The 24,707-nt window shown below is 68.6% G+C and carries 16 protein-coding genes; 10 read left to right on the forward strand and 6 right to left on the reverse strand.

From position 1 onward, the window contains the following. Window positions 1–2 precede the first annotated feature (2 nt). Window positions 3–1,391, reverse strand: a complete 1,389-nt coding sequence (locus tag ABD978_RS05690; protein ID WP_345349402.1) for an ABC transporter substrate-binding protein — start codon at window positions 1,389–1,391, stop codon at window positions 3–5. A 234-nt stretch (window positions 1,392–1,625) separates the two neighbouring features. On the opposite strand from ABD978_RS05690, the gene ABD978_RS05695 reads away from it, so the two are divergent. Continuing rightward, complete coding sequence (locus ABD978_RS05695; RefSeq protein WP_345349405.1) at window positions 1,626–2,783, forward strand: substrate-binding domain-containing protein; 1,158 nt, start codon at window positions 1,626–1,628, stop codon at window positions 2,781–2,783. After that, window positions 2,780–4,084 (forward strand): enolase C-terminal domain-like protein, encoded by a 1,305-nt coding sequence (locus tag ABD978_RS05700; protein ID WP_345349408.1) that lies wholly within the window; start codon window positions 2,780–2,782, stop codon window positions 4,082–4,084. Before ABD978_RS05695 ends, ABD978_RS05700 begins: the two co-directional genes overlap by 4 nt. 24 nt (window positions 4,085–4,108) lie before the next feature. On the opposite strand, the gene ABD978_RS05705 is transcribed toward ABD978_RS05700, so the two are convergent. From ABD978_RS05705 to ABD978_RS05725, 5 genes are all read right to left on the reverse strand, one after another. Then, window positions 4,109–5,308 carry an ROK family transcriptional regulator gene (locus ABD978_RS05705; RefSeq protein ID WP_345349411.1) on the reverse strand — a complete coding sequence of 400 codons (1,200 nt, stop codon included), beginning with the start codon at window positions 5,306–5,308 and terminating at the stop codon, window positions 4,109–4,111. Window positions 5,309–5,517: 209 nt separating this feature from the next. Continuing rightward, entirely contained in the window at window positions 5,518–7,143 is a 1,626-nt protein-coding gene (locus tag ABD978_RS05710; RefSeq protein ID WP_345349414.1) for a GDSL-type esterase/lipase family protein, read from the reverse strand. Between the two features lie 60 nt (window positions 7,144–7,203). Continuing rightward, on the reverse strand, window positions 7,204–8,868 hold the full coding sequence (locus ABD978_RS05715) for a hypothetical protein (RefSeq protein ID WP_345349417.1): 1,665 nt from the start codon (window positions 8,866–8,868) through the stop codon (window positions 7,204–7,206). 16 nt (window positions 8,869–8,884) lie between these two features. Then, window positions 8,885–12,010: a GH92 family glycosyl hydrolase gene (locus ABD978_RS05720; protein ID WP_345349420.1), complete on the reverse strand. Its 3,126-nt coding sequence runs from the start codon at window positions 12,008–12,010 to the stop codon at window positions 8,885–8,887. A gap of 133 nt (window positions 12,011–12,143) precedes the next feature. Beyond that, window positions 12,144–15,773: a glycoside hydrolase family 3 C-terminal domain-containing protein gene (locus tag ABD978_RS05725; protein WP_345349423.1), complete on the reverse strand. Its 3,630-nt coding sequence runs from the start codon at window positions 15,771–15,773 to the stop codon at window positions 12,144–12,146. 250 nt (window positions 15,774–16,023) lie between these two features. On the opposite strand from ABD978_RS05725, the gene ABD978_RS05730 reads away from it, so the two are divergent. The 8 genes from ABD978_RS05730 to ABD978_RS05765 all read left to right on the forward strand — a co-directional run bounded on the left by ABD978_RS05730 (window position 16,024) and on the right by ABD978_RS05765 (window position 24,664). Further along, window positions 16,024–17,223 (forward strand): ROK family transcriptional regulator, encoded by a 1,200-nt coding sequence (locus tag ABD978_RS05730; protein ID WP_345349426.1) that lies wholly within the window; start codon window positions 16,024–16,026, stop codon window positions 17,221–17,223. A 614-nt stretch (window positions 17,224–17,837) separates the two neighbouring features. Further along, window positions 17,838–19,397 carry a sensor histidine kinase gene (locus ABD978_RS05735; protein WP_345349429.1) on the forward strand — a complete coding sequence of 520 codons (1,560 nt, stop codon included), beginning with the start codon at window positions 17,838–17,840 and terminating at the stop codon, window positions 19,395–19,397. A gap of 29 nt (window positions 19,398–19,426) precedes the next feature. Continuing rightward, complete coding sequence (locus ABD978_RS05740; protein WP_345349432.1) at window positions 19,427–19,858, forward strand: roadblock/LC7 domain-containing protein; 432 nt, start codon at window positions 19,427–19,429, stop codon at window positions 19,856–19,858. Then, a complete protein-coding gene (locus ABD978_RS05745; RefSeq protein WP_345349435.1) occupies window positions 19,855–20,226 on the forward strand; it encodes a DUF742 domain-containing protein in 372 nt (123 codons plus the stop codon). Before ABD978_RS05740 ends, ABD978_RS05745 begins: the two co-directional genes overlap by 4 nt. Then, the gene (locus ABD978_RS05750; RefSeq protein ID WP_345349438.1) at window positions 20,207–20,788 is read left to right on the forward strand and encodes a GTP-binding protein; all 582 of its coding nucleotides are present in this window, start codon (window positions 20,207–20,209) and stop codon (window positions 20,786–20,788) included. The genes ABD978_RS05745 and ABD978_RS05750 overlap by 20 nt, the downstream gene beginning before the upstream one ends. Before the next feature lie 64 nt (window positions 20,789–20,852). Further along, entirely contained in the window at window positions 20,853–21,437 is a 585-nt protein-coding gene (locus ABD978_RS05755; RefSeq protein ID WP_345349441.1) for a GAF domain-containing protein, read from the forward strand. A gap of 142 nt (window positions 21,438–21,579) precedes the next feature. Continuing rightward, window positions 21,580–22,632, forward strand: coding sequence for a DUF4331 family protein (locus ABD978_RS05760; protein ID WP_345349444.1), 1,053 nt, complete (start codon window positions 21,580–21,582; stop codon window positions 22,630–22,632). 319 nt (window positions 22,633–22,951) lie between these two features. Then, the gene (locus ABD978_RS05765; protein ID WP_345349447.1) at window positions 22,952–24,664 is read left to right on the forward strand and encodes a helix-turn-helix domain-containing protein; all 1,713 of its coding nucleotides are present in this window, start codon (window positions 22,952–22,954) and stop codon (window positions 24,662–24,664) included. The last annotated feature ends 43 nt before the right edge of the window (window positions 24,665–24,707 follow it).

Consider the following 24,707-nt stretch of genomic DNA (forward strand, 5'->3'; position numbering starts at 1 on the left):
TGTCACTTCCACGTGCTGGCGGCGTACGCGCCCAGTTGGGTGTTGAGCGCGGCCGGACTGAGCTCCTTCAGCGGCGACATCTTGATCAGCAGGTCGCCGGCCTTCTCGATGTCCCAGGACGAGCTCGAGAAGGTGCTGTCACTCGCGTCATAGGCGTTGTCGCCGGTACCGAACACGGCCTCCAGCGAGCTCAGATCCGATCCGACGAGCCTGCTCGCGTCGGCTCCCAGGTCCGTGGCGGGCAGGTCGAGCGAGGCCTGCGCGAACGCCCCGGCCTGCTCCTTGTCGGACAGATACCTGACCCACTGCAGCGCGGCCTTCTGGTTCTTGCTCTGCGCGGAGATCCCCAGGCCGGTCAGCGCGATGGGGGCGAGCTTGAAGTCCTTCACCGCGCTGCCCTGTGCGGCGGGCAGACCGAAGGCCATGATGTTGCTGGGATCCATGCCGTTCTGCTTGATCGAGGCCATGGTGAAGGTGCCGCCGATGTCGAAGGCCGACTTGCCCTGGGCGAAGGCCTGGTCGGCGTCGTCGATCCCGAGCGTCTGGCTGCCGGCCGTCCAGTACGGCGTGATCTGGTCGTACACGGTGAGCGCGCGCTGCCCGTTCGGGCTCCCCCACGTCTGGGAGCGGTCCTGGCCGAACAGCGCCTGGTACGCGGGCTTGCCCAGATAGGCGTAGGTGAGCGGCTGCAGCGCCCAGTCGAAGGCGGTGGAGGTGACCTTCAGGCCCATGGTGATTCCGCCGGTGGCCGGGTCCTTGCCGTGGGTCGCCTTGATCCAGGAGATCAGCTCCTCCCAGGTCTTCGGCGGCTTCGTCGGATCGAGCCCGGCCGCCCGCAGTTTGCTCTTGTTGGCGAAGACGATCCCGAACGTGCCCGCGGTGAACGGGACGTCGAACATCTGGCCCTTCTTGACGCCCTTCCAGGGCGACTTCGGCTTCTGCGAAGCCTGATAGACCGAGTCGGTGATGAGACCGGCGTCGGCCGTGCCCTGGAGGTACCGGCCCTTCCAGCCGGCGTCCACGCTCGGTGCGAGGTCGGTCAGGATTCCGGAGGCGCCGAAGACCCGGTCCTCACCGGCCGCGTGCAATTCGAGCACGTCCGCGAGGCTGTGGGCGGCCGCCGCGCTCTGCACCTTGCTGGTGTACGTATCGTCCGGCGTGTACGCGGTGATCTTGACCGTGATGCCGGTCTTCGCCTTGAAAGCCGCCGCGACGGCCTCCAGCGCCTTGACGTGAGTCTGCTTGAACGTCCACATCGTCAGCGTCTTGCCGCCGCCGGTGCCGCCGCCACCGCCGCCACCGCCGCAGCCGGCGGTGGCCGCCAGTAGCGCCGTGACCGCCGCGACCGCGTGTACTACTGGTCTTCTGCTCCTGCGCAGCCCTGTGCCCACGCGTCCTCCTTGCATCGCTGCCGTACGAAGGCCGCCCCGAAAGTCCCTCGCTGGCCGGGCCGATCTCGGATTGAGTGCGTTGACCATAGGTGCGCCAGATTTAACATGTCAATAGTCCAAAGTTGACGAGCGGATGCCGCACCCGTGGACAATGGATAGAGGTTTTAACATGCTAAAGTCGTGCCTAGAGCCGCGCGGGTTCGGTATCGTGGTGCGCCCGGGCAAGGAGATCGATTGACGTCAACCAGCAACGCCGACGGCCCCCTGTATCAGCAGGTCAAGCGAGATCTGCTGGCGGCGATCGCCGCCGGTGAGTACGCCCCGGGGCGCCCGTTCGTGACCCAGCGGGAGATCTGCGAGCGCTTCAACGTCAGCCACGCGACGGCCGTGCGGGCCCTCAATGAGCTCGCCGCCGAGGGCCACGTCGTGCGCCGCAGGGGCCAGGGCACCTTCGTGGCCGAACGCCCGCCGCATCCGGCCGCCGACACGGCGGACCGCACGATCGCGTGCGTACTGCAGTTCCAGGGCCCGCACGTCGGCCAGATCCTGGCGGGCATCGAGGAGGTCTGCGCCGAACTCGGCTATCGGCTCTTCCTCTCCCACAGCGAAGGCGACCCCGCCCGTGAGGAGAAGGCCCTGCTTCAGGCGCTGGAGCACCAGGTCGACGGGATCATCGTCTACCCCGCCGACGGCACCGACGTCCTCTCCCCCTACGCCGAGGTGCGCCGACGCGGCGTACCGCTGATCATGGTCGACCGTTACCGCCCCGATCTGGCCAACGACGCGGTGGTCGCCGACAACTTCGCCGCGGGCCGCGACCTGACGACCGCCCTGATCGACGCCGGCCACCGGACCATCGCCACACTCTGGGACGAGACCGACGTCACCAGTGTCCGCGACCGTCTCGCCGGGCACATCCAGGCGCTGCGCGAGCATGACATCCCGGTTCGGCAGGATCTGACGGTCCTGCGTCGCTATCACGGCCAATCCGACGAGACTCGCCGTACGCTCCTCGCCGAGCTGCTCGAGGGGCCGCAGCCGCCGACGGTGCTGCTGTGCGCCAACGGTTACACGCTGGCGACCGCCGCGGAGGACCTCATTGCACTCGGCCGGGAGATCCCGGGCGACGTCGACCTCGCCGGGATGGACACCGCCGGCCCGTTCAACGTGCTGCCGCTGACGGCTGCGGCGGTATCGCTGCCGTCGCGGGAGATGGGCGGACGCGCCATGCGCCTGCTGCACGAGCGGATCAGCGAGCCCGGCGGCGCGGCCGGACCCGAGTTGGTCGTGCTGCCGGTGACCGTCCAGACCCGCCAGTCCGCCATGGGCCACCTCCAGGTCATCGGAACCGGGCGGTCCGCCGGCCGCCGTGCGGAACGGCGGGCCAAGTGACGGCGGCGCCGAAGCACGACGCCGACCGCCTGCTCGGCCCGTCCGGCGGGCTGCCGCAGGCGCTGCCACCGTGGCCGGCCCGCGACGGCCTGCGGGTCACCGCCGTCCGCGCGATCGTGACTGCGCCGGAGGGCACTCCGCTGGTCGTCGTACGTGTCGACACTTCCGAGCCGGGTCTGTACGGACTCGGCTGCGCGACGTTCACGCAGCGGTACGCCGCCGTGGCGGCGGCGGTCGACGATCATCTCGCCCCGCTCGTCATCGGCCGGCACCCGGCGGACATCGAGGACATCACGCGGCTGATCCACTACTCGTCCTACTGGCGAGGCGGCCCGGTGCTGAACAACGCCCTGTCCGGAGTCGACCAGGCCCTGTGGGACATCACCGGCAAACGAGCCGGCATGCCCGTCTACGAACTTCTCGGGGGTCGCAGCCGAGCCGCCGTCGAGGTCTACTCCCACGCGGCCGGGGCGACGATCGACGAAACCCTCGAACAGGCCGAGGCGCTCATCGACCAGGGCTACCGCAACGTCCGGCTCCAGGTCGGCGGCCCCGGCCTCGGCACGTACGGAGCCCCGGGCACCCCCGGAGGTTATCCGCGGTCGCCGCATCCGGACGGCTGGGACGCCGAACGCTATCTGCGCGCGACACCCGGCCTGTTCGCGGCGGCACGCGACCGCCTCGGCGACCGCGTGAACCTCATGCACGACGTGCACAGCCGGCTGACGCCCAAACAGGCCGTCGTGCTCGCCCGCGCGCTGGAGCCCTACCGATTGTCGTTCCTCGAAGACGTCGTCGCCCCGGAGTACTACGACCGGCTCCCGGAGGTACGCGCCGCCTCTCCGGTGCCGATCGCGGTCGGCGAGCAGATCGGCGCGGTGACCGACGCGGCGCGGCTGATCCGGCACGGTGGCGTCGACCTGCTACGCCTGCACACCTCCGCCGTTGGCGGGCTGACTCCGACGCGCAAGCTCGTCGCACTGGCGGAGCTGTGCGGTGTGCGCACGGCGTTCCACTCCCCGGGTGACATCTCCCCCGTCGGCGTCGCGGCCAACCTGGCGGTCGACATCTCGACCCCGGCCTTCGGGTACCAGGAATCGCACACCTACAACGACGCGACCCATGAGGTCTTCCCCGGGACACCGGTCGTCCGCGACGGCCACCTCTACCCGTCGAACGCTCCGGGCTGGGGCGTCGATCTCGATGAGAAGGCGGCCCTCAGGTACCCGCCGACCAAGTTCCTCCACGAGCGCTGGGCGGCACAGGTCCGCCGCCCCGACGGCGGCCTCGAGCCCCCCTGATCGGGGCCGACCCCGGCGACCCGCTCAGGCGGCGCCGACCGGGTCGTGAGGGTCCCCGCCACGTTCGGCGGAGGCGAGCCGGTCGGCGAGTATCCGGGGAGCGTGGGCGAGGACCATGCCGGCGGCGCCTCGCACCTCGGCCTGGTCGCCGAGTTCGCCCGGCAGGACGGTGACGTCCTCCGCGGCGGGCGCCAGGGCGTAACGCCGGATCGCCCGCTCCATCGGCCCGAACAGCTTCGGGCCGATGGCCGCGAACTCGCCGCCGACGACGATGAACTCGGGATTCAGCAGGGTGACGAGGTCGGCCAGGATACGGCCGACGTGTTCGGCCGCGTCCTCCAGGGCGCGGACGGCCCCCCGGTCGCCCTCGTCGATCAGCCGTAGAAGATCGGGCACGGTGACGCGGTGGCCCCGGCTGTCCTCCAGGAGCCTGGCGACGGCGGCCGGGGCCGCCACGGTCTCCAGGCATCCGCGATTTCCGCACCGGCAGATACGGCCGCGCGGGTCGACCGCGATGTGGCCGAACTCGCCGGCCAGGCCCCCCGCCCCGGTCAGCGGCCGACCGCCGCTGACGATTCCCGCGCCGACGCCGGTGGAGAGCCTGATATAGATCATGTCGGCCGTGCCACGCCCGGCGCCGTACAGGCGCTCGGCGAGGGCGCCGGCGTCGGCGTTGTTGGCGATCCAGGCGGTCAGGCCGGTCCGCTGCTCCAGCTCGCGACCCGGCCGAAGCCCCACCCAGCCGGGCATGATGCCGCGCGCTTCCAAGGAGCCGTCGGCGGTGCGAACCGGAGCGGCGATGTCGACGCCCAGCCCCAGGACGTCGCCGGTGGGGATGTCCTTCTCCCGGAGGGCTTGATGGATCAGGTCGGCGGCGCGGTCGAGGGTCTCGCGAGGTGTCCGGTCGGTGTCGTTGGCCACGGCGGTGTCCCAGATCGGGTGTCCGTGAAGGTCGCATACGGCGACGCGGACGTGCTGGTGGCCGATGTCGGCGGCGACCGCGTAGGCGGCGGAGGAGATGAGCGTCAGGGGCTGCGCCGGCCGGCCGGTCGGCCGGTCCCGCGAACCCGACGTGTCGGGCTCTTCCCTGATCAGGCCCGCGGCCAGCAGGTCGCCGGCGATCGAGGAGACGGTCGCCCTGGACAGCCCGGTGAGCCTGGTGAGTTGCGAACGGCTCGTATGGCCCACGTGGTGGAGCGCCTCGAGCACCCGGAGCCGCCCCACCTCTCTAAGGTTGAGCGGGGTATCGATCGCTGACTCCTCGACGTTGGCGTTTACCTTCTGAGATTAGCAAGCACGGTCGACGGAATCGCCCGCGGATCAGCGCCTATTGCTTGATTTAAGGCGTAAAATCGGCTTAATCCGTCCCTGGATCCTCCACTTCCGCCCACCGCCATCCCAGGGTTTTGCCTGACATCGGCCAATATTCTCCGTCAGTTCGTGAGCAAGTCGAATTCCTCCCAAGGCCCGATGGCGGCGCGGTTGGCGATCAGGGGTTGGGCGCCGGCGTTCTCGGCGGTGACGTACATGTTGTTCGCGTGCGCGCGCAGGCTGACGCTGCCGTCGCTGTTGTGGATCAGCTGGAACGTCTCCCAGGGGCCGATGGCCGTGCGGTTGGCGATCAACGGCTGGGCGCCCGCGTCCTCGGCGGTGACGTAGTCGCCGTTTGCGTGGGCGCGAAGGGCGACGTCGCCGTTGCCCCGATCGACCTGGTCGAACTGCTCCCAGGAGCCGATCGCGGCGCGGTTGGCGATGAGGGGCTGGGCACCGGCGTTCTCCGCGGTGACGTACATGTTGTTCGCGTGCGCGCGCAGGCTGATCACCGGACCGGATGACGGTGCCTGACCGAAGATGCCGAGGTCGACGGCGTCGGCGATGGCCTGCAGGCCGGCCTCATTCGGGTGCAGGTGGTCGCCGCTGTCGTAGGCGGGCAGATAGCGGGTCGGATTGCCGGGGTCGTGGGTGGCCGTGTCCTGGTCGACGACGGCGTCGCAGCCGCTGTTCGCGCCGCGGATGAAGGAGTTGATCGCCTCCCGGCCGTTCTCGCCGGTCTGCGTCCAGTACGACGCGCCTTGGTAGGGCGTGAGGGCGGAGCAGATGAAGGAGATGCCCTTCTGGTGGGCGCGGGAGATCAACTGCTTGATGCCGTTGATGAGATCGTCGGCGTTGGCCTGGCTGGAGCCCAGGTCGTTGATCGGGTCATCGGAGAAGATCACCCAGCGCACGCCGGGCTGGGCGAGCACGTCGCGGTCGAACCGGTTGAGCGCGCTCTGGCCGGCCCCGTCCCTGAGCAGTTGGTTCCCGCTGATCCCCTGGTTGAGCACGCCGATCGTCCGGCCACTGGCGTTCAGCCGCTGCGCCAGGTCGTTGGGCCAGCGCCGGTTGTCGTCCTGCCCCGAGGCGACGCCGTCGGTGATCGACGCGCCGAGCGTCGCCACCGCGCCCTGCGCCGCCGGATTCTGCACGTCCAAATTGGCGAGGAAGGCGTAGGCGCCGGTGGTCTGCGCGCCGTTCAGCGTCGCGGAGCCGCTGACATCACCGCCGGCGATGTAGTTGGTCTGGGTGCCCTGGGAGTGGCCGGTGGCCGATCCGGTCGCCCGGGGCAGATAGATGCTGACGGCGACGTTGGACAGGGCGGGGACGGCGAAGGGGATGGAGTCGCTGACCGCGGTGCCGCCCGCCGGGATCGTGACGGAGCTCTGGCCGCCGAACGTGACCTGCTTGTCGGTGCCGGTCGAGATGCCGGCTCCCGACGTGGACTGCGCGATGTGCACGTCCGAGATCATCAGTGGTTCGCCGCCGAAGACGTTGGACAGCTGTACCCGGGCCGCGGTGCCGCCGATGCTGGTGTGCACGATCTGGCGCAGCGTCTGCTGGTTGAACGAAGCGCCGGTGCTCTGCGGCGAGGCGGACCAGGTTCCGGTCCAGGAGACGGCCGCGGGCTGAGCGGCGGGCGCCCGTACCGGAGCGGCTGCCGCCGGTGCGGTGAACGATCCGGCGACGAGTGCGGCGGCCGCAGCCCATATCATCGGCCGGGCCTTGTCGGCATGGATGTGCATGACGATGGGATCTCCTCTGCTCTGCCAGGTGGTGGGCCGCGACCCATGCCGCCTCGGACGTCAGGACACGACGAGGTCGAACTGCTCCCACTGGCCGATCGCCGTACGGTTCGCGATCAACGCGGAGGCGCCCGCGTTCTCCGCGGTGACGTACATGTTGTTGGCCAGCGCGAGCAGACTGACGGTGCCGTTCGCGTTGTGGATCAGGCGGAACGACTCCCACTGGCCGATCGCCGTGCGATTCGCGATCAGCGGTGAGGCTCCCGCGTTGTCGGCGCAGACGTACTGGTTGTTGGCGTGGGCGCGCAGCGCGTTGGCGCCGCCGCCCGCGTCGACCAGGTCGAACTGCTCCCAGGTGCCGATCGCCGTACGGTTCGCGATCAGCGCGGAGGCGCCCGCGTTCTCGGCGGTGACGTAGTCGCTGTTCGCGCGGGAGCGCAGGCTGATCACCTGGGTGCCGCCGGTGACCACAGGCTGAGTGGGTCGGGTGGCGGTCAGGGCGATCTGGCCCTTGAGCATCCGGCCGCCGTCGCCGGTGAGTCGCAGGTAGTAGTCCGACGAGCAGGCCGTACCATCCTCGTCCAGCGCCCGCAGGCCGGAATCGGACGGGACCATGGCGGCGTTCTCGGCGGTCTTGGCGATCTGGTTGCCCTCGCCGTACTCGTCGAACATGGAGATGTAGATGCCCTGCACCCCCGCCCGGACCATGTTGTAGAACTGGCGCCACATGAAGTCGCCGTGCGCGCGCTGGTTCGGCACCGACACGTCGCCGGGCAGCACGCACGGCTGGTAGTCGATCCCGTTGGCGTTGCAGTACGCCTGGTCGGGCACGGTGTAGGTGGAGTAGGCGTTGTCGGAGTCGGCGGCACTGCCGATCGCGCCGACCATCCAGGGGCTGATCATGTTCATCGCCAGGTAGACGCCGTCGTACCCCGAGCGGCCGCCGCTGCCGCCGACGTGCCATTCGCGCGGCACCCCGCCGATGACGTAACAGCCTTGTCCCTTGAACCAGTTGACGACGTCGAGGCAGGCCGACGCGCTCCAGGGATGGTTGGAATCGTTGAATCCGAAGCCCCAGACGCACACGACCGGCTTGCCGTTCTGGCGCGCGTACGCGGACGAGGCCGTGTACGCGGACATCTTGTTCGTCCAGTCGGTCTTGATCTCCGACTGCATGTTCGTCCAGCCGGTGACGTCGTACATGATGTAGAACTTCACGCCCTGCGACTCGGCGGCGCTGCGCACCTTCTGCGCCATCGCGTCGCGCGTGGCGCCCTCGCCGCCGTTGGGGTTGAAGCGCTGCAGGGCGGCGGTGTCGCAGCCGTACCGCTTCATCCAGCCGAAGTGGGTGTCGACGGTCTGCTGGTCGTAGGAGGAGAAGAGCGTGGCGGCCCCACCGCCGTTCAGGTTCGCGTACGCGGTCGGGTACGCCTTGGCGTACTCGCGCATGTCCGGCCACGCCTTGATGTTGTTGTTGGACGGCGAGGGCGCCTGGCTCCAGTTCTGGCTCCAGTGCCACCAGCCATTGATCGGGGCGCCGTCGCCCGTGCAGGCGAACCAGCCCTGGTAGCCGACGGTGATCTTGCCGACCACGTCGCCGGCCGGGCTGGCGGCGGCCGGGCCTGCGACGGCGGGTCCGGCGTCGATGCCGAGTGCGGCCAGGCCGACGGCGGCCGACCCGCCTGCGGCGAAGCCGCGGATGAACGCGCGGCGTGAGATTCCCATGGCGACTCCGTTCATGTCACTTGTCGTCGGGGCAGAGGTGGAGGGCGAGGACGTTGTCGCCGGTCACGGTGACGTGGACGCGTCCGATCGTGCCGACGTCGCCGCCGTTGGCGAGGCGGAAGTCGGACCCGGCGTTCTCGCGGTTGCCGAAGGCCGCGTCGTCGACGGTGAACGTCGCGGTCTTCCACGTGTCGGTCCCGGTCTTGGCGATCGACGGACTCTGCTTGTAGGCGCCGTCGGTGGAGTCGTACTGCAGGCTCCAGTTGCCGGTGCCGTGGTCGTAGTAGTCGATCGTCACCGTCGCCGTGTAGTGGCCGCCCGGAACGATGGTGTTGTCGACGTCGAAGTACTCGTAGGGTGAGCCGTCCGTGGTGGAGCGCCCGGAGCGGCCGCCGACGGTGACGGGCGTGGTGTGGCCGTCGCCGTTGTCGCGCAGCCGCAGCCCGCACTCGGTGTCGGTGGCGCCGAGCGTGTCGCAGGCGGTGGCGGCGCCGTCGGCCGCCGGTACGGTGACGACGACGGCCCCGCCCGGCAGCGCCGTCCCGTCGGCGGCGTGGAACGTCACCGTGACCGGGTGGTAGCCCGACGCGGTGCCCTGCGCGACGGCGATCGTCACCGGCACGTGGGCGGCGTCGCTGTGGGTGAGGTCCAAGGTGCCGGACGAGGGGGTCACACTCACCCCGGCGACATCGGACGTGGCGGTCCAGCGGACCTTGCCGGCGTGCCCGGCGAGCGCGGAGACGCCGACCGTGGCCGGCAGGCTCGTGCCGCCGCGGGTCACCTGGGTACCGGTCGGGGTGAGGTAGCCGATCGCCGGCACCTCATGGGCCCGGTAGGACGGGGGTGCGGCCTTGTCGCCGGTGGCCCAGTGGGTGTCGGGCCGGGTGGACAGGTCGATGTCCAGCGTGCCGCCGCGCGTGGCGAACGACGCGGGGAGACCGGTGGACTCATGCGGTCGGCCGTTCAACCGCATGCCGGTGACGTACGGCGCGTCGTCGGCGGCCCGCGGCGCGTCGATGGTGATCTTCCGGCCGGTGCCCAGGCTGATCACCGCGCGTTTCACCAGCGGGCTGTTCAGCGCCAGGGTCGGGGTGCCGGGGGTGACCGGCATCATGCCGAGCGCCGCCCACACGTATTCGGAGGACAGCGCGCCGAGGTCGTCGTTTCCGGGGAGCCCGTCCGGCGCGGTCGTGAACAGCTCGGTCTCGATGCGCCGGGTGACCTCCTGGGTCTTCCACGGCTGCCCGACGTAGTCGTACACCCACGGCGCGGCGGTGTCGATCTCGTTGCCCGCCCAGTCGTACGGGTCGTTGCCGCCGGCGTTCAGCTCGCTGAAGAAATCGTCCAGCCGCGGGATCACCTTGTCCTTGCCGCCCATCGCGGTGACGAGACCCGCGAGGTCCTGCGGGACCAGCCAGTTGTACTGCGCCGCGTTGCCCTCGTCGTAGCCGTCCTGGCCGAACACCCCGGCCGGCGGTTTCTGGAAGCCGGGACCGGCCGGGAAGGCGCCGTAGTCATCGCGCGGCCGCAGGTAGCCCGTGCTCGGATCGAAGATGTGCTGCCAGTTCTGGCCGCGCTCGGCGTACTCGGTGGCGGTGGCGGGGTCGCCGATCGCCGCGGCGAGCCGGGAGATGGCGAAGTCGTCGATCGCCCACTCGAGGGTCTCCGAGGCGCCCTGCAACCCGTGGTCGCCCTGGGAGTCGGCGTTATTGGGCGCGTAGCCGAGCCGGACATAGTCCTCCACGCCCGGCCGTTCCACCCAGCCCCAGCCGACCTTCTGCGACCGGGTCGCGCCCTTCTTCATGATGGGCAGCGCGCCGGCGACGTCCACGCCCCTGGCGCCGAACGCGACGTACTGGGCGAACAGCGGCACGCCGTTGTCGCCGTTCATCACGTTGCCGGTCATGTTCTGCGCCGGCCACTTCGGCCACCAGCCGCCCTGCTGCTCGGCGTCGCGCAGCAGCGAGTTCGCCATGTCCCCGGCGCGGTCGGGGTAGAGCATGGCCTGCAGCGGCGCCAGCGACCGGTAGATGTCCCAGTCGGAGAACATCTCGTACTGCGTGTGGCCGGCGGGCACCCGGTGGATGACATCGTCGAAGCCGATGTACCGGCCGTCGACGTCGTTGAAGACGCTCGGCGCCTGGAAGCACCGGTACAGCGAGGTGTAGAAGAGCGTGAGCTCGTCGGCGGACGCGCCGCCGACGGCCACCTTGCGCAGCAGGGTGCGCCACGCCGCGCGCGTGTCGTTCTGGACACGCGCGGCGTTCCAGCCGGGGATCTCGGTCGCCGCGTTCTTCGCCGCGCCGGCGGTGCTGACGTACGACAGGCCGATCTTGGCGGTCACCGTGCTGTCGGCGGACGTATCGAAGGTCAGGTAGGCGCCGGAGCCGGAGCCGGTCGCGCTCGACGAGCCGGGCGTGACCGTGCCGCCCTGCCAGGTGCCGTGCGCGGTGAACGGCCGGTCGAAGGTGACGTCGAAGTACACCGTGTACTTGGAGTTGTTGCACAGCCCGTGTGCCGTGGCCGTGCCCACCAGCTCACGGTCGCCGACCACCTTGACGTCGGCGGCCAGGTCGCCGCCGAGGCTGGTGCCCGACTTGACCAGCACCTGGGCCTGGCTCCCGGCCGGGTAGCGGAACGACGCGATCCCCGTCCGTTCGGTGGCGCCCAGCTCGACCTGGACGTTCGAGTCGGTGAGCCGCGCGGAGTACGAACCGGGCGCGGCGTGCTCCTCGTCGTGCGAGAAGTGCTCGGTGCGCCCGGCCGGGTTCGTTCCGACCGCGCCGGTCACCGGCAGAATCGGGACGTCGCCGAACGACGAGCAGCCACCCGAGAAGTGCGTGAGGCTGAAGCCCTTGATGGCGTCATCGGTGTAGGAGTAGCCGGTCGGCCCGGACGGCGTGTCGGGGCTGAACTGCACCATCCCGAACGGCGCGGTCGCGCCGGGGAACGTGTTCTCCCAGTCGACGCCCTTCTTGGTGCCGATGAACGGGTTGACGTAGTCGGTCGGATCGGACACCAGCGTGGCCGGTCCCGATCGTGCGGGGGTGACCGCGACCGCGGACGGGGCGCCCAGTACGCACACCGCCAGTCCCATCGCCGCGATCCCGAGCCCGTTCCATCTGCCGCTTCGTGGTCGCACCACGAGCCTCCTGGTCTATCGCCCGCGTCACTCGCCGGGGAGCACGCGAGGTGGTTCTTGAGAAGGTGACCGCGACGGGCACGACGGGGCCGGGCGGTCGACGGTGGCCCGCCGACCGCCCGCCCCTTGGCCGCTAACCGTCCGTCGCGACGGCGAAGACGTGCATCGCGTTGGCGCCGCTGCCGCCCGTGCTGACGTTGGGCAGGGTGATGAACTGCACCTTCTTGCCCGCCTGCAACTTGACGGTGGACATGTAGAGGTGGACGGTCTGGTTCTGCTTCCCCGACTGGTTATTGATGTAGGGGAAGGTGGCGACGGTGTCCCCGCCGCTCGCCCACCAGTCGGGGAAGCTGATCGAATACGGCTGGGTGGTGCCATCGGTGTAGGTGATCAGCCCGCTGCCCGAGGCAGTGCCGTTGTTCGCCAGCCCCAGGAACGCGAGCTGGGACCCCGACCCCGACCCCGAGAAATCGAACGCCTGCCCGCTTCCGAGGACGTTGTCCGGCTTGCCCGCCGGGACGTCCGGCCAGGTGAAGGTGAACCCGCCGTGGGTGACCTTGCCGCCCTGTGTAATGCCTGCCGCGGCGAGTGCCTGGGCCGACAGGCTGAGGCCGCCACCGTCGAGATTGCCCTCCGACGGCCGGGCGTCATCGCTGATGGCGGTGTTGTTGTAGGCGGCGGCCAGGGACGCGTAGGGGATCCCGACGTTGGTGGCCGCGTCCCCGCTCCGCTCGCCGCCCTTGTCGGTGTAGGTGACCTTGGCCTGCAGGTCGTAGCCGTTGCGGGCGGCGTCGGCCGGGACCTTGACCGCCCAGGTCGTCTTCACCGTCTGGCCGGCGGCGACGTGAGCGAACGTGGCCGGGGAGGTGGCCTCCGTGGTCCAGCCGTTCGGCGTGGTGAGCGCCATCGTCACGTCGCTCAGTGTGTTCGGGCCGGAGTTGGTGAACGTCGTCGTGGCGGTGAGGCTGTCGCCGGGTTCGACCGTCGAGGGCGCGGTGACCGAGTACGGGTACTTGGCGGTGATGACCGCCGAACCGGTGACCCCGCCCACCTTCGCGGTGAGGGTCGTGACGCCGGAGCCGACCACCTTGACGTGCCCGCCGGCGTCGACCGTGGCCACGTGCGGGTCGCTGCTGCCGTAGTGGACCTTCGCGTGGGTGAGGTCGACGAAGGACTGGTCGTTGTTGACGGCCTCGACGACGTTGTCGGCCGTCACGTCGAGGTTGCGCTGTTCCTTGCTGTGGTCGGTGTCGTCCTTGATCCACTGGTTCTTGCCGGTCAGGTCGATGGTGTCACCGACCTTGTACTGCACCGACTCGGGCTGCACGGTGACGTACTGGACCTTCGGGGTGACCTGTCCGGTGATCTTCACCGCCGGCGCGGCGGCGATGTCGGCCGCGTCGGCCCCGACCTGGAACCGGTAGGTGCCGTTCGGCACGAACGAGCGCATCGCCTTGGCGTCCCAGACGGCCAGGTCGGCGACGTCCACGGTGAGGGAGACGCGCTCGGTGGCGCCGGGCCGCAGCACCGCGGTCTTCTTGAAACCGACGAGACGTTTCTCCGGCATCTCGATGCCGGGGACGGTGAAGGGGGTCGCGGCGTACAACTGAGCGACCGTGGCGCCGGCGACGTGGCCGGTGTTGGTGACATCGAACCGGACGGTGACCTTGCCGTTCGCGTTCGCCGAGGCGCCGTTCGCTCGTATGTGGGAGTAGGCGAAGCCGGTGTAGCTCTTGCCGTAGCCGAAGGGGTAGGTCGGGGTGCCGGTGAAGTACTGGTAGGTCCGGCCGATCCCGTCGGTGCCCGCCGTGGTGATGTTGTAGTTCGACATCGCCGGCAGCTGGGAGTCGTCCTTGTACCAGGTGAAGTTCAGGTGCCCGGCCGGGTTCTGCCTGCCGGTCAGCACGTCGGCCAGCGCGGTGCCCTGGCTCTCGCCGTTGAAGCCGCTGAAGACGATCGCGGGGAACTTCGCCTGGACGTCGTCGATCTTGACCGGGCCGCCGGTCTGCATCACCAGGGCCATCTTGTCGTTGCCCAGCGCGGTGGCCTGGTCGATCAGCGAGTGGTAGTTGCCGGGGATGGCGAGGGTGGTCCGGTCCTTGCCCTCGTCGGCGACGCCGTGGTCGGTGCCGACGAACACGATGACCAGATCCGCGGACTTGATGTCGGCCTTGGTCTGCTCGCTGAGCACCGCGGGCGTGGTGGCCGTCGTCGAGGTCTTGGCGTCGTCGAAGACGATCGAGGCGTCCGGGTTGGCGGCCTTGACCGCGGTGGTGATGCCCTTGACCGCGCTGACCTGGAGCGTCGGCTCACCGGAGTAGTTGCCCAGGTTCACCGTGTTCGCCTGGTCGCCCAGGATCACGACCTTGTTCAGCTTCGCGGCGTTCAGCGGCAGAAGCGGGTTCTTCGTCCCCGGCACATCGTCGTTCTTGAGCAGCACGAGCGAGTTGTCGGCGACCTTCGTGGCCAGGGCCTGGTGCTCGGGGCTCTGGATGACGTCCTTGGTGATCTTGGTGTACTCCACCCGGTTCGCCGGGTCGAACTCCCCGGTCTCCATCCGGACGGTGAACAGGTGCACCAGCGCGGTGTCCACGACGCCCTCGCTCAGCACACCGGCGTCGATCGCGTCCCGGATGTTCTGCGCGGTGGCCTCGTCACCGGTGCAGTTGACGTCGGTGCCGGCGCGCAGCGCGTACGCCTGCCCGCCCGCCTGGCCGGACAGCTTCGCCCCGGTCGCGGTGTTGGTCCAGGTGGGGTTGCCCTGATGGTCGGTGGTCCAGCCGGGCGGCGCCCAGTCATGCCCACCCGGTGGGAGACGCCACGTCGTGCCGACCGCGCCGCAGTCGGAGGTGATGTAGCCGTCGAACCCGTACGTCCGCTGGGCGAGCTGGTTGACGGTGTACGTGTTGGCGACCGCCGGCGTGCCGTTGATGGCGTTGTAGGACGTCATCAGCCCGGACACGTGGTACTTCTCGATCAGGTCCCGGAACTGGGCGGTGTAGTACTCCCGCAGCGTCCGGTCGTCTGTGTCCGAGCTGATCCCCGTGCGGTCCTTCTCGGTGTCGTTGAGCGCGTAGTGCTTGGCGGTGGCGGCGACCTTCAGGTACGGCGTGGTGGACTTCCCGGTCTGTGTCTGGCCCTGGTAGCCGTTGACGAACGCGCCGGCCATCCGCCCGGCGAAGTACGGGTCCTCCCCGAAGGCCTCGTCGGTCCGGCCCCACCGAGGGTCCCGGTCCAGGTTGACGGTCGGCGCCCAGTACGTCAGCGAGCCGTAGTCGTTCTTGTCCGGGCCGAGGTTGTTCTGCCCCACGCCCCACAGCGACTTGTCCAGGAAACCGCGCGCCTCATCGGAGATCGCCGTGGTCTCGTCGTAGATCAGCTGGGGGTCCCACGACATCGACGAGGAGAAGTTGGTCGGGAAGCTGGTGGCGTGCACACCACCGGAGGCGGAACCGTGGTTCGTGTTCGCCCCGAGCGTGTTGACGCCGTGCTGGCCCTCGTTCCAGTAGGTGTACCGCTGGACGCCCAGCCGCGGGATCGCCGGGGCGTCGTTGGTGTGCAGCTGGGCGGCCTTCTCGTCCAGCGTCATGCGCGAGACCAGGTCCGCGGCTCGCTCCGCGAAGGAGTAGTGGGTGTCCAGGTAGATCGGCGTCGTGTCCGCCAGCGCCGGCGTCGCCGAAACACCGGCCAGACCGATCGCGCAGGCGAATGAGGACGCGGCGGCCACGAGGATGCGCCGCCACGAGGACGTGGGTTGTGCCATCAGGGTGACTCCTGATCGTGAAGCTGGCGGAGGTGAACCATGCGCCGTCGCCGACGGCGCCACCGTCCTCCCTTCGTGGGTCGAGCCCCCGACCGGATCGACTCCCGCGTACGGTGCACGACAGCGCAGCATCGCCAGGTTTAGGCGTACATTGCGGGGTTGTTACCTGACGCACGCCATAGTTACGATGACATTAAGCGCAAGTCAACCTAATGTCCGCCTATGGACAGCTTCATTGGCCTGAATCCGAATGAAGTGCGAGGAGTCAGCGATCGATACCCCACTGAACCTGCGCGAGGTGGGCCGGCTCCGGGTCCTGCGGGCGCTCTTCGACACCGAGAGCACGAGCCGTTCCGAACTGGTCCAGGTCACCGGCCTGTCCCGGGCCACCGTCTCCTCACTCGTCGCGGACCTGCTGGCGGCCGGTCTGGTGGAGGAGAGCGAGCCGGACGACCAGGCACGGCCCACCGGCCGGCCGGCACAGATCATCACCGTCCGTGCCTCGGCGGCGTACGCGGTCGGAGCCGACATCGGCCACCAACACGTGCGGGTCGCGCTGTGCGACCTGAGCGGGACGCCCATCTGGAACGACGCCGTCGCCACGGACGTGGACCGGGCGCCCGGCAAGACGCTCGACCTGGCCGCCGACCTCGTCCACCGCGCGCTGCGGGAACGGAACGTCGAGGCGCGGCGCGTGCTCGGCCTCGGCGTCGACATCGCCGCCCCGGTACGCGACCCCCATGGGGTCCTGGAGGCGCACGGGATCATGCCCGGCTGGGTCGGCGTGCAGCCCGGCGCCGAGCTCGAGCGGCGTACCGGCCTGCCGACACGGCTGGCCAACGACGCCAACGCGGGAGCCCTCGCCGAGCGCATGTACGGCGCCGCCCGCAACGTCGACGACATGATCTACATCCGGTTGTCGGCCGGGATCGGCGCCGGGATCATCTCCGGCGGCCGGCACCTGCGCGGCGCCGGCGGCCTCGCCGGCGAGATCGGCCACATCCGGGCGACGCCGGAAGGGCGGGTCTGCCGGTGCGGCAACCGCGGCTGCCTGGAGACCGTGGCCAGCCCGATCGCCATCGCCCGTCTCCTGGAGACGAGCTGGGGATATCCGGTGGCCGTCTCCGACCTGCTTCCGCTCATCAAGAACGGCGACCGGGGCGCCGTCCGCGCGCTGGAGGACGCCGCCGAGGAGATCGGCCGGGTCCTCGCGAACCTCGTCACCATGCTCAATCCGGAGCTCATCGTGGTCGGTGGTGACCTGGCGGCCGCGGGTGACCGCCTGTTCCAGCCGATGACCCGTGCCATCCGCCGTTACGCGCTGGCCCCCGCCGCCGAGTCCGTCCGGGTCACCGGCGGGCGCCTCGGGGATCACGCGGAGGTCCGCGGCGCCGCCGGCATGGTCCTCGCCGACGCCCCCCGCGTCCTCACGGCCACCCTCGCCCGCTGAACCGGAACCCGGCACGCACGCCGGTACTTCAGGCCGTCCATCGCCACCGACCTCGCTGAGCGTCATGGTCCGGCACCGAGCCGTGAGTGTGCGATCCGACACCTCCGCCACTCCGCACTGTGCGAAACGAAACACCCGCGACGTTTCCAGTGGGGATTAAACTGTGCTCTCGCCGAGATGGGCGTCCGCCAATCCAATGGTGGACTGTTCAGCCTTTTACATCGACCCAGATCGTCGTGGCCGACACTGGACCGGTCACACCCTCGGCCTCCAAACGGTAGAGGTGCCGAGCCGGCCGGGAAGGATCTCGGCCTTTCGTCGCCTTATACGACGTATGAACACCTGCCATTTACTCTCTCGATGGAATGCCGTATCAAGTCAGATACTCGGATTATATGGATATGCGCGCAGACGACTCAGTATGGTGACCTGTGTTAACCGATCCCCCTGCACCAAGGACGCCGATGTCTGATCCTCTCTCGTCTTCTGCCGTCCCCGAACGCCAGGACGCCGGGCACCATAGGAGGCCGTCCGGGCACCGTAAATGGCGTCCGGGCGGCGTCCATGCCGTCCACCTGTGCATTTCGGTTCTTCCCGTTGTCCTGATGGCGGGCGTGGGACTGGTCGCGGTGATGGGGCTGATGGTGGCTGGATCTTCGTCGCCGAAGGCTCGGCTGATACTCATCTTCACCGCTGCGGGAGCGGTGACCATCGTGTGCGGCGCAACCTTCGCGGCGGACATGGCGACTCATCGGGAACGTCGGGTGCCCGCACCTCCGTCTCCTGGGCTCGAGGACGTGCAGCGGCGACTCGGCGAGCTGGCGTTCTTGATCTCCCGCGGCCGGGAGGATCTGCGGGGCCTGACAGAGCGAATCGTGGCCGGTGAGGCTCTTTCGCCACGCGGCGTCGACCCCCGCCCTGCCGCGATCTCCGACCCGGTCATGCACCTCGCGCATGAGCTGCGAAAAGCCCAGAATGAGGCGTGGAACGCCCTCATCGATGTGGCGAATCGGAAACCCCATGGCGGTCCCGCGCAGCGGGTCGAGGTGTTCGTCAACCTCTCTCGGCGGATGCAGACACTGTCCCATCGGGCGATCCAGGGACTCGACGAGTTGGAGAACCGGGTCGAGGATCCAGAGCTCCTCAAGGGCCTGTTCAGGGTCGATCACCTCGCCACCCGCATACGTCGCCAGGCGGAAAGCCTCGCCGTGATCGGCGGGGGCGCTCCGCGGCGTCAGTGGAGCAGGTCGGTGACCGTATACGAGGTACTGCGCTCGGCCATCGCCGAAGTCGAGCATTATCGACGGGTCAAAGTGGTGCCGCCGGTCGAGGGGACTTTGGACGGCGGCGCGGTCGCGGACGTCATCCATCTACTCGCCGAGCTCGTCGAGAACGCCACCAGATTCGCGCCTCCGGAGACGCAGGTGTACCTCCGCACGGAAGCCGTGGCCGCCGGCCTGGCCATCGAGGTGGAGGATCGCGGTCTCGGCATACCCCGGCAGACCCAGCGCCGGCTGAACGAGCTCCTCGCCGGCATGGAAGATGTCGACACCGACGAATTCGTGGCGGAGGGTCGTATCGGACTGCTTGTGGTGTCCGCCCTCTCACGTCGACACAAAGTCGCCGTCAGGCTGCAGACGAACATCTACGGCGGCACGCAGGCGGTCGTCGTGATCCCGAATGAGCTGATCGGTTCAGAGGTACCGGGGATCGGTGCCCACCCGGCGGCGCCGCCCGAGTCCGCTGGATCCGTGTCGGCGCCGTCGCCCGACGGACGGCGAGGACTCTCCGCGTCGTCGTCTTCCTCCACTTTCGGTCCGGGCGCCGTACAGACCTCGGCGCCGAGCGCTCACGATGATGCCGCCGGTGCCCGCCAGGGCGGTCCGTCCGAGCCGTGGCGGGATCAGACCGTGAGCAGGTCCGCCCGGCAGACGGAACGGCGGACGGAACGGCAACTCGGCCAAGCGTCTCCGGCGAGCGGCGACCGACGCCCGGAACTGCCCAGACGCCGCGCTCAGACCAACCTGGTGCCCGAGCTCCTCAACGCTCCCCCGCCCCGGGACGACGATGCGGAGACCAGCCACAACCATGGGCTGATGGCGGCATTCCGGAAGGGAATGCTCAGTGGCCAGGAAGAAGATTTGATCGACGGGGCCGGCGAGACCGGTTCATAGCCACCTCACAAATTCATAAGGAGCATCCATTGAGCGCCGTATCTCCGGACCGGTCTTCGGATCTCGCCTGGCTGCTGAAGGATTTGGCCCAGGAGGTTCCTGTCATTCGCGGCAGCGTGCTGTTGTCCTCCGACGGACTGGTAAAAGCCGCCCACGGTCTTGATCGCGCCAACTCGGAATACCTCGCGGCACTCGCTTCCGGACTCTTCTCCATGGCACGGAGCGCCAGTACGAAATTCGATGGCGGCACCGAAGTCCGCCAGGTCGTGGCCGAACTCCACGCCAGCCAGCTGTTCATCTCGTGGGCAGGCTTCAACTCGGTCATCGCGGTGTTGGCGGAGAGGGAGGCGGATCCGGCCGTAGTCGGTTTTGAAATGGCCAGGCTCATCAAAGCCGTCCGGCCCTTCCTGGGCACGGCGGCCCGCACGTCGGCCGCTCCCCCGGGTGATCGGGCTCGATGAACATGGAAGCCGGTGACGACGAAGTCTGGATCGATGACGCGGCCGGCCCGCTGATCCGTCCGTACACGGTGAACGGGGGCCGCACTCGTCCGACCGTGGAACTGGACTTGCTCTCACTGGTGGTCACCACCGGCCAGGCCACCTCGGACTTGGACCTGGAGCATGTCGAGGTGCTCGGACTGTGTCACACGCCGATCTCCGTTGCCGAGGTGGCGGCGCGCATGCGCCTTCCCGTCGCGGTCGCGAAGGTCCTCCTCGCCGATCTCGTGGACTGCCGAGCCGTCGCCACCCGAGCTCCATCTCTCCCGTCCGGCGTCCCCGACCGCGTTCTATTGGAGAAGCTGCTCGATGGTCTACAACGGATCTGACGCGTTCCCTACCCAGGTCAAGATCTTGATCGCGGGTGGCTTCGGCGTCGGAAAGACCACCTTCGTCGCCGCGACGAGTGAGATCGAGCCGCTGAACACGGAGGAGCTGATCACCGCGGCCAGCGTGGGTGTCGACAGCCTCAGCGGAACGGTGGACAAGTCGACGACCACCGTGGCCATGGACTTCGGTCGCATCACCTTTGATCGGCACGGCATCGTGCTCTACCTGTTCGGCACGCCTGGGCAGGAGCGCTTCTGGTTCATGTGGGACGAACTCTGCGCCGGGGCACTGGGCGCCATCGTCCTGGCGGATACCCGCCGCCTGCACGAGTCCTTTGCCGCCGTCGACTTCTTCGAGCGCCGGAACATTCCTTTCCTCATCGCGATCAACGAGTTCGACGATGCGTTCCGCTACGACCCTGAAGAGGTGCGAGGCGCACTCGAACTCGGTCGAGGTGTGCCGATCGTGTTGTGCGACGCCCGGGACACGCGCTCCGGGATGTCGGTCCTCCGATCCCTGGTCCAGCACCTGCTCACCGCCGCACATGCCCCTTCCGCGTGAACCATCGCTGATCCGCGCCGCAGACGCGGCCGGAACGCCGAATGATCAGGACAAGGAATCCACGATGAGTTTTTCACCCGCCTTCCGCCTCGTGACTCCCATCGACAAGAATGCGCAGATTCGCGCCGCCCGGCTGCAGGAGCTGGGCATTCGGGAAGAGCCCGATCCGGAGTTCGACGATTTCGCCGCAGCCGTCGCCAGGGACCTGGACGTGGCACTCGCCGTGGTTAACATCATCGGCGCCGAGCGGCAGTATTTCGCCGGGTTGTACCCCTCTTCACACGAGCGGGGGGTCGATCCGCGGGCCGACCCGTTCCGGATAATGGCGTGTGATCACGGATACTGTATTTATGTGATCGCACGGAATCACGCCTTGGCGCTGGACGAAGTAATGGACTACCACATCTTCGCCGGCAATCCGGTGGTGGAGGCGATCGGAGCACGCTCCTACCTGGGCGCCCCGCTGATCGACGGGACGCTGGCCCTGGGCACCGTCGCCGTCGTAGACACCAGGCCCCGCAATTGGGGCGCAGAGGGAGTCGCCTACATCAAGGCCCGGGCTGCCGAACTCATGGAGAAGATCGAACAGCGGCCAAGTGTGAGGAACGGGCACGCCGGTCGACCTCACGCCATGCCGCACGGCACCTGAACCGGCGCGTCCAGGCATAACGGTTACCCGCCGGGCGGTCACTGACGGTGACTCAGCGTTTCGTAACCAGATCGGTGCTCCACTGTGCGACGCGGTTCTGGCCGTCCTCGCCTGGGTGCTTCTACTGTCGACGAAGTCATCCTTGGAACAGGAACAAAGCCTGTTCACTCAATCGATGGAGCCAATGATGTCCCATCATCTCGACTCGCCGCTCGCACGCGAGGACCCACGCCTCGACATCAGCGACGTGTATGTTTTCCGTGGCACCACAGGAACAGCGTTCGTCATTAATGTGAACCCTCTTTCCGGCGCCGGAGCGTTTCATCCGGAGGGCCGGTATGAGTTCAGGATCGACACCGACGGAGATGCCGTCGAGGATGTCACCTACTGTGTCACGTTCGGTGACCTCGACGCCGACGGTCACCAGGTCCTTGAACTGCGGCGGCTCGACGGTGCGGACGCGCGGAATCGTGATGCCGCCGGGACGGTACTGGCTCATGGCCGCACCGGGACGGAGTTGGGCACCGAGAGCAACATGCGGATCTGGGCCGGTCCCGCGGCGGATCCCTTCTACATCTACGGAGCCGTGGTCGGTGCGGTCAGAGACGCCGTGGTGAAAGGAACACCGTTCGATCCAGCCGCGATCGACTATGAGCGGTCGGCGAACCTGTTCGCCGGCACGAACGTGAGCGCCATCGTTCTGGAGATTCCCGATGAGGACTTCGAGGCCAAGACCATCGGCTTCTGGGGAACGACGGCTCTGGCGACGGACGCCGGCGGCTGGCGTCAGATCAACCGCTGCGCACATCCACTCGTGAACACCATCTTCTATCCGGATGGCTCGCAGGAGGCGGACGACTACAACGTCACCCCGCCGAGTGAGGACCGTGAACTGTACGGCCCGCTCGTGAACGACCTCGTCAGCAAGGCCGTCACCGCGGCGCACACCAGCGATGACCCTGCCGAGCACGCACGCCGTGTCGTCGATGCGATCTTCCCTGACATCCTTCGCTATGAGATCGGGACGACCGCCGGTTTCGGCTTCGCAGGGCGTAACGGTCGCGGCCTCGCCGACTGTGCGCCGGAGGTGATGTTCGCGCTGGTGCTCAACAGGGCCGTTCCACTCGGCCTCGACAGCCGAGCCGTCACCGAAGCGCCGAGCCGGAAGTTCCCCTACCTCGCCCCTCCCGTATGAGGGGACCCCTCCCACACCGGTGACCGTTCCCCGGCCTGCCACGACTGTTTACGAATACACCTCGTACCCTCGCGGCAGGCACTAATCTGGTCCGACTTCTGTGGTCAAACCACGCTGATTCAGGTCGGCGGGTCTTTGGATCAGGTGAGGTTATCCGGTGCCCACGCTCCGCACGCTCGTGAGTCGGTCCGACCTCGGGATGCGGTTTCTCGCGAACGAGCCCGGCAGGACCGAGGACATCGAGTTCGCGCTCGTAGCCGCCGGCGGGGATCTGTCCATATGGGCCGGAGCCGACCCGGAGATCCTCCGGCGTGTCCTCGTGATCCTGCCCTTCACGGAAGAAAGGCTCACCGCGTACGCCGAGGACACCATGCGATGGCTGAGCGGAGTGGACGCCGGGGGTGTGGTCCTCGCCGTCGGCTCAGACGGGGAGGGCTTGTACGACGTCGAGGCCCTCGCCGCCTGGGCGCACGGGCGCGGAACCCCGCTGATGCTGGCCACGAGTGAGCCGTACCGGGCATGGGCAGACGTCACGGACATCATCCGGAATGAGCGTGAGCACGCCGCCGATCACCTCAGGGAGATACAACGGGAGGTGACCCGCCCGGACGGCCTGAGGCGTCTCATGCGCTGGCTCGGGCGGCGGGTAGGAGGGAGCGTCGTCCTCCTCGACCGCGCCGGTATGCCCCGCCACGCCTTCCCCGAACTCCCGGAGAACGTGATCGAGCAAGCCGCAGCCGACATTGAGCGCGTGGTCAGCGGGGAGGCCCACGCCGCGGCAGCGGACGTCGAGGCGGGTGTGATCCATGTTCAGTCGATCGGTGACGGTACGCATGACGCGACGCTTCTCGTGGCTCGGTCCGAACGGTTCCCCGCACCGGTGCGGAATCTGATCGGCGACGCGTCACGGCTGCTCTCGCTGCGCTGGCGCCTTGAGGAGTCCGGTCGTCGGCAACGCCACGTGGACCAGGCGGAGGCGCAGATCCGCGAGGTGGTTCTCCACCTCCTCATGGTCGGTCAGCTCGAGGCCGCACGCCGCGTCGCCGAGACCGTGGGTCCGAGCCTCGCGGAGAAGATCCGCGTCTACATCGTGGAGTGCCCGGCGGAAGGCAGGGACCTGTCGGTCGCCGAATGCGATCGCGCGTCGCGGGGCAGGGCGTGGATCGTGCGGTGTCCCGTCTACACCCACCACGTCATCGTGCTTGCGCCCGCTCAGGAGGTAGCGGATGCCATGGATGAGAGGCTCCGCGGCCACGCCGGCCGATCGGAGGATGTCCATGTCGGACGGAGCCACACCGTCCCGCTGCAGGATCTGGGGTCCGGCTACCGGCAGGCGTTCCATGCCCTCGCGATCGCGCGGGGAAGATCCGAGCACTACGCCGCTTTCAGCGTACGGGGAGACCTCGCGGCGCTGGTACGCCCTCGCGGGTATGCGTGGGCGAGAGCCCTGCTCGAGCCGCTTCGCGATTACCGGCCTGACCGTAGTCAAGATCCTGATGGGGCGGAACTCACCGCCACTCTCCAGTCGTGGCTTGACTTCTACGGCGGCTCCGCACGACAGCTGAAGATTCATCGCAACACGTTGTCGGCCCGGCTCCGGCACATCGAAAAGATCCTCGGCCTCTCCCTGGACGACCTCGAGACGCAGGCGAAACTGCATCTCGCGCTACGTGTCCTCGGCGGACCAGGAGGAGCCGTTGACGAAGCAGCCCTTGAAACGATCCTCGACACCGCGGAAGTGCGCGATTGGGCCGCGACGCAGGTGTCCCCACTGGCGAGGCGCGATTCGGAGCATGCCCTGGAGACTCTGCGCGTGTGGCTGCGTAACAACGCTCATCTGGAGCGGACCGCATCCGCGCTCGGCATCTCGGCGCCCGGTGTGCGCAAACGCCTGATCCGGATCGAGGAGGTCCTCGGGCGGTCCCTGCTCAACGGCCCGTCGGCGCGCTACGACCTGTGGTTCGCCCTGCGCGTCTACGCCGATCCGGCTGAGCATCCCGGCACTCGGTCGCAGGCTCACTGTGCAACCTGAGCCTGGCTGATCCCCGAGCGCGTCTTCTACCGTCGTCAGAGTC

This window comes from Actinoallomurus liliacearum (assembly GCF_039542035.1).
Classification (GTDB): domain Bacteria; phylum Actinomycetota; class Actinomycetes; order Streptosporangiales; family Streptosporangiaceae; genus Actinoallomurus; species Actinoallomurus liliacearum.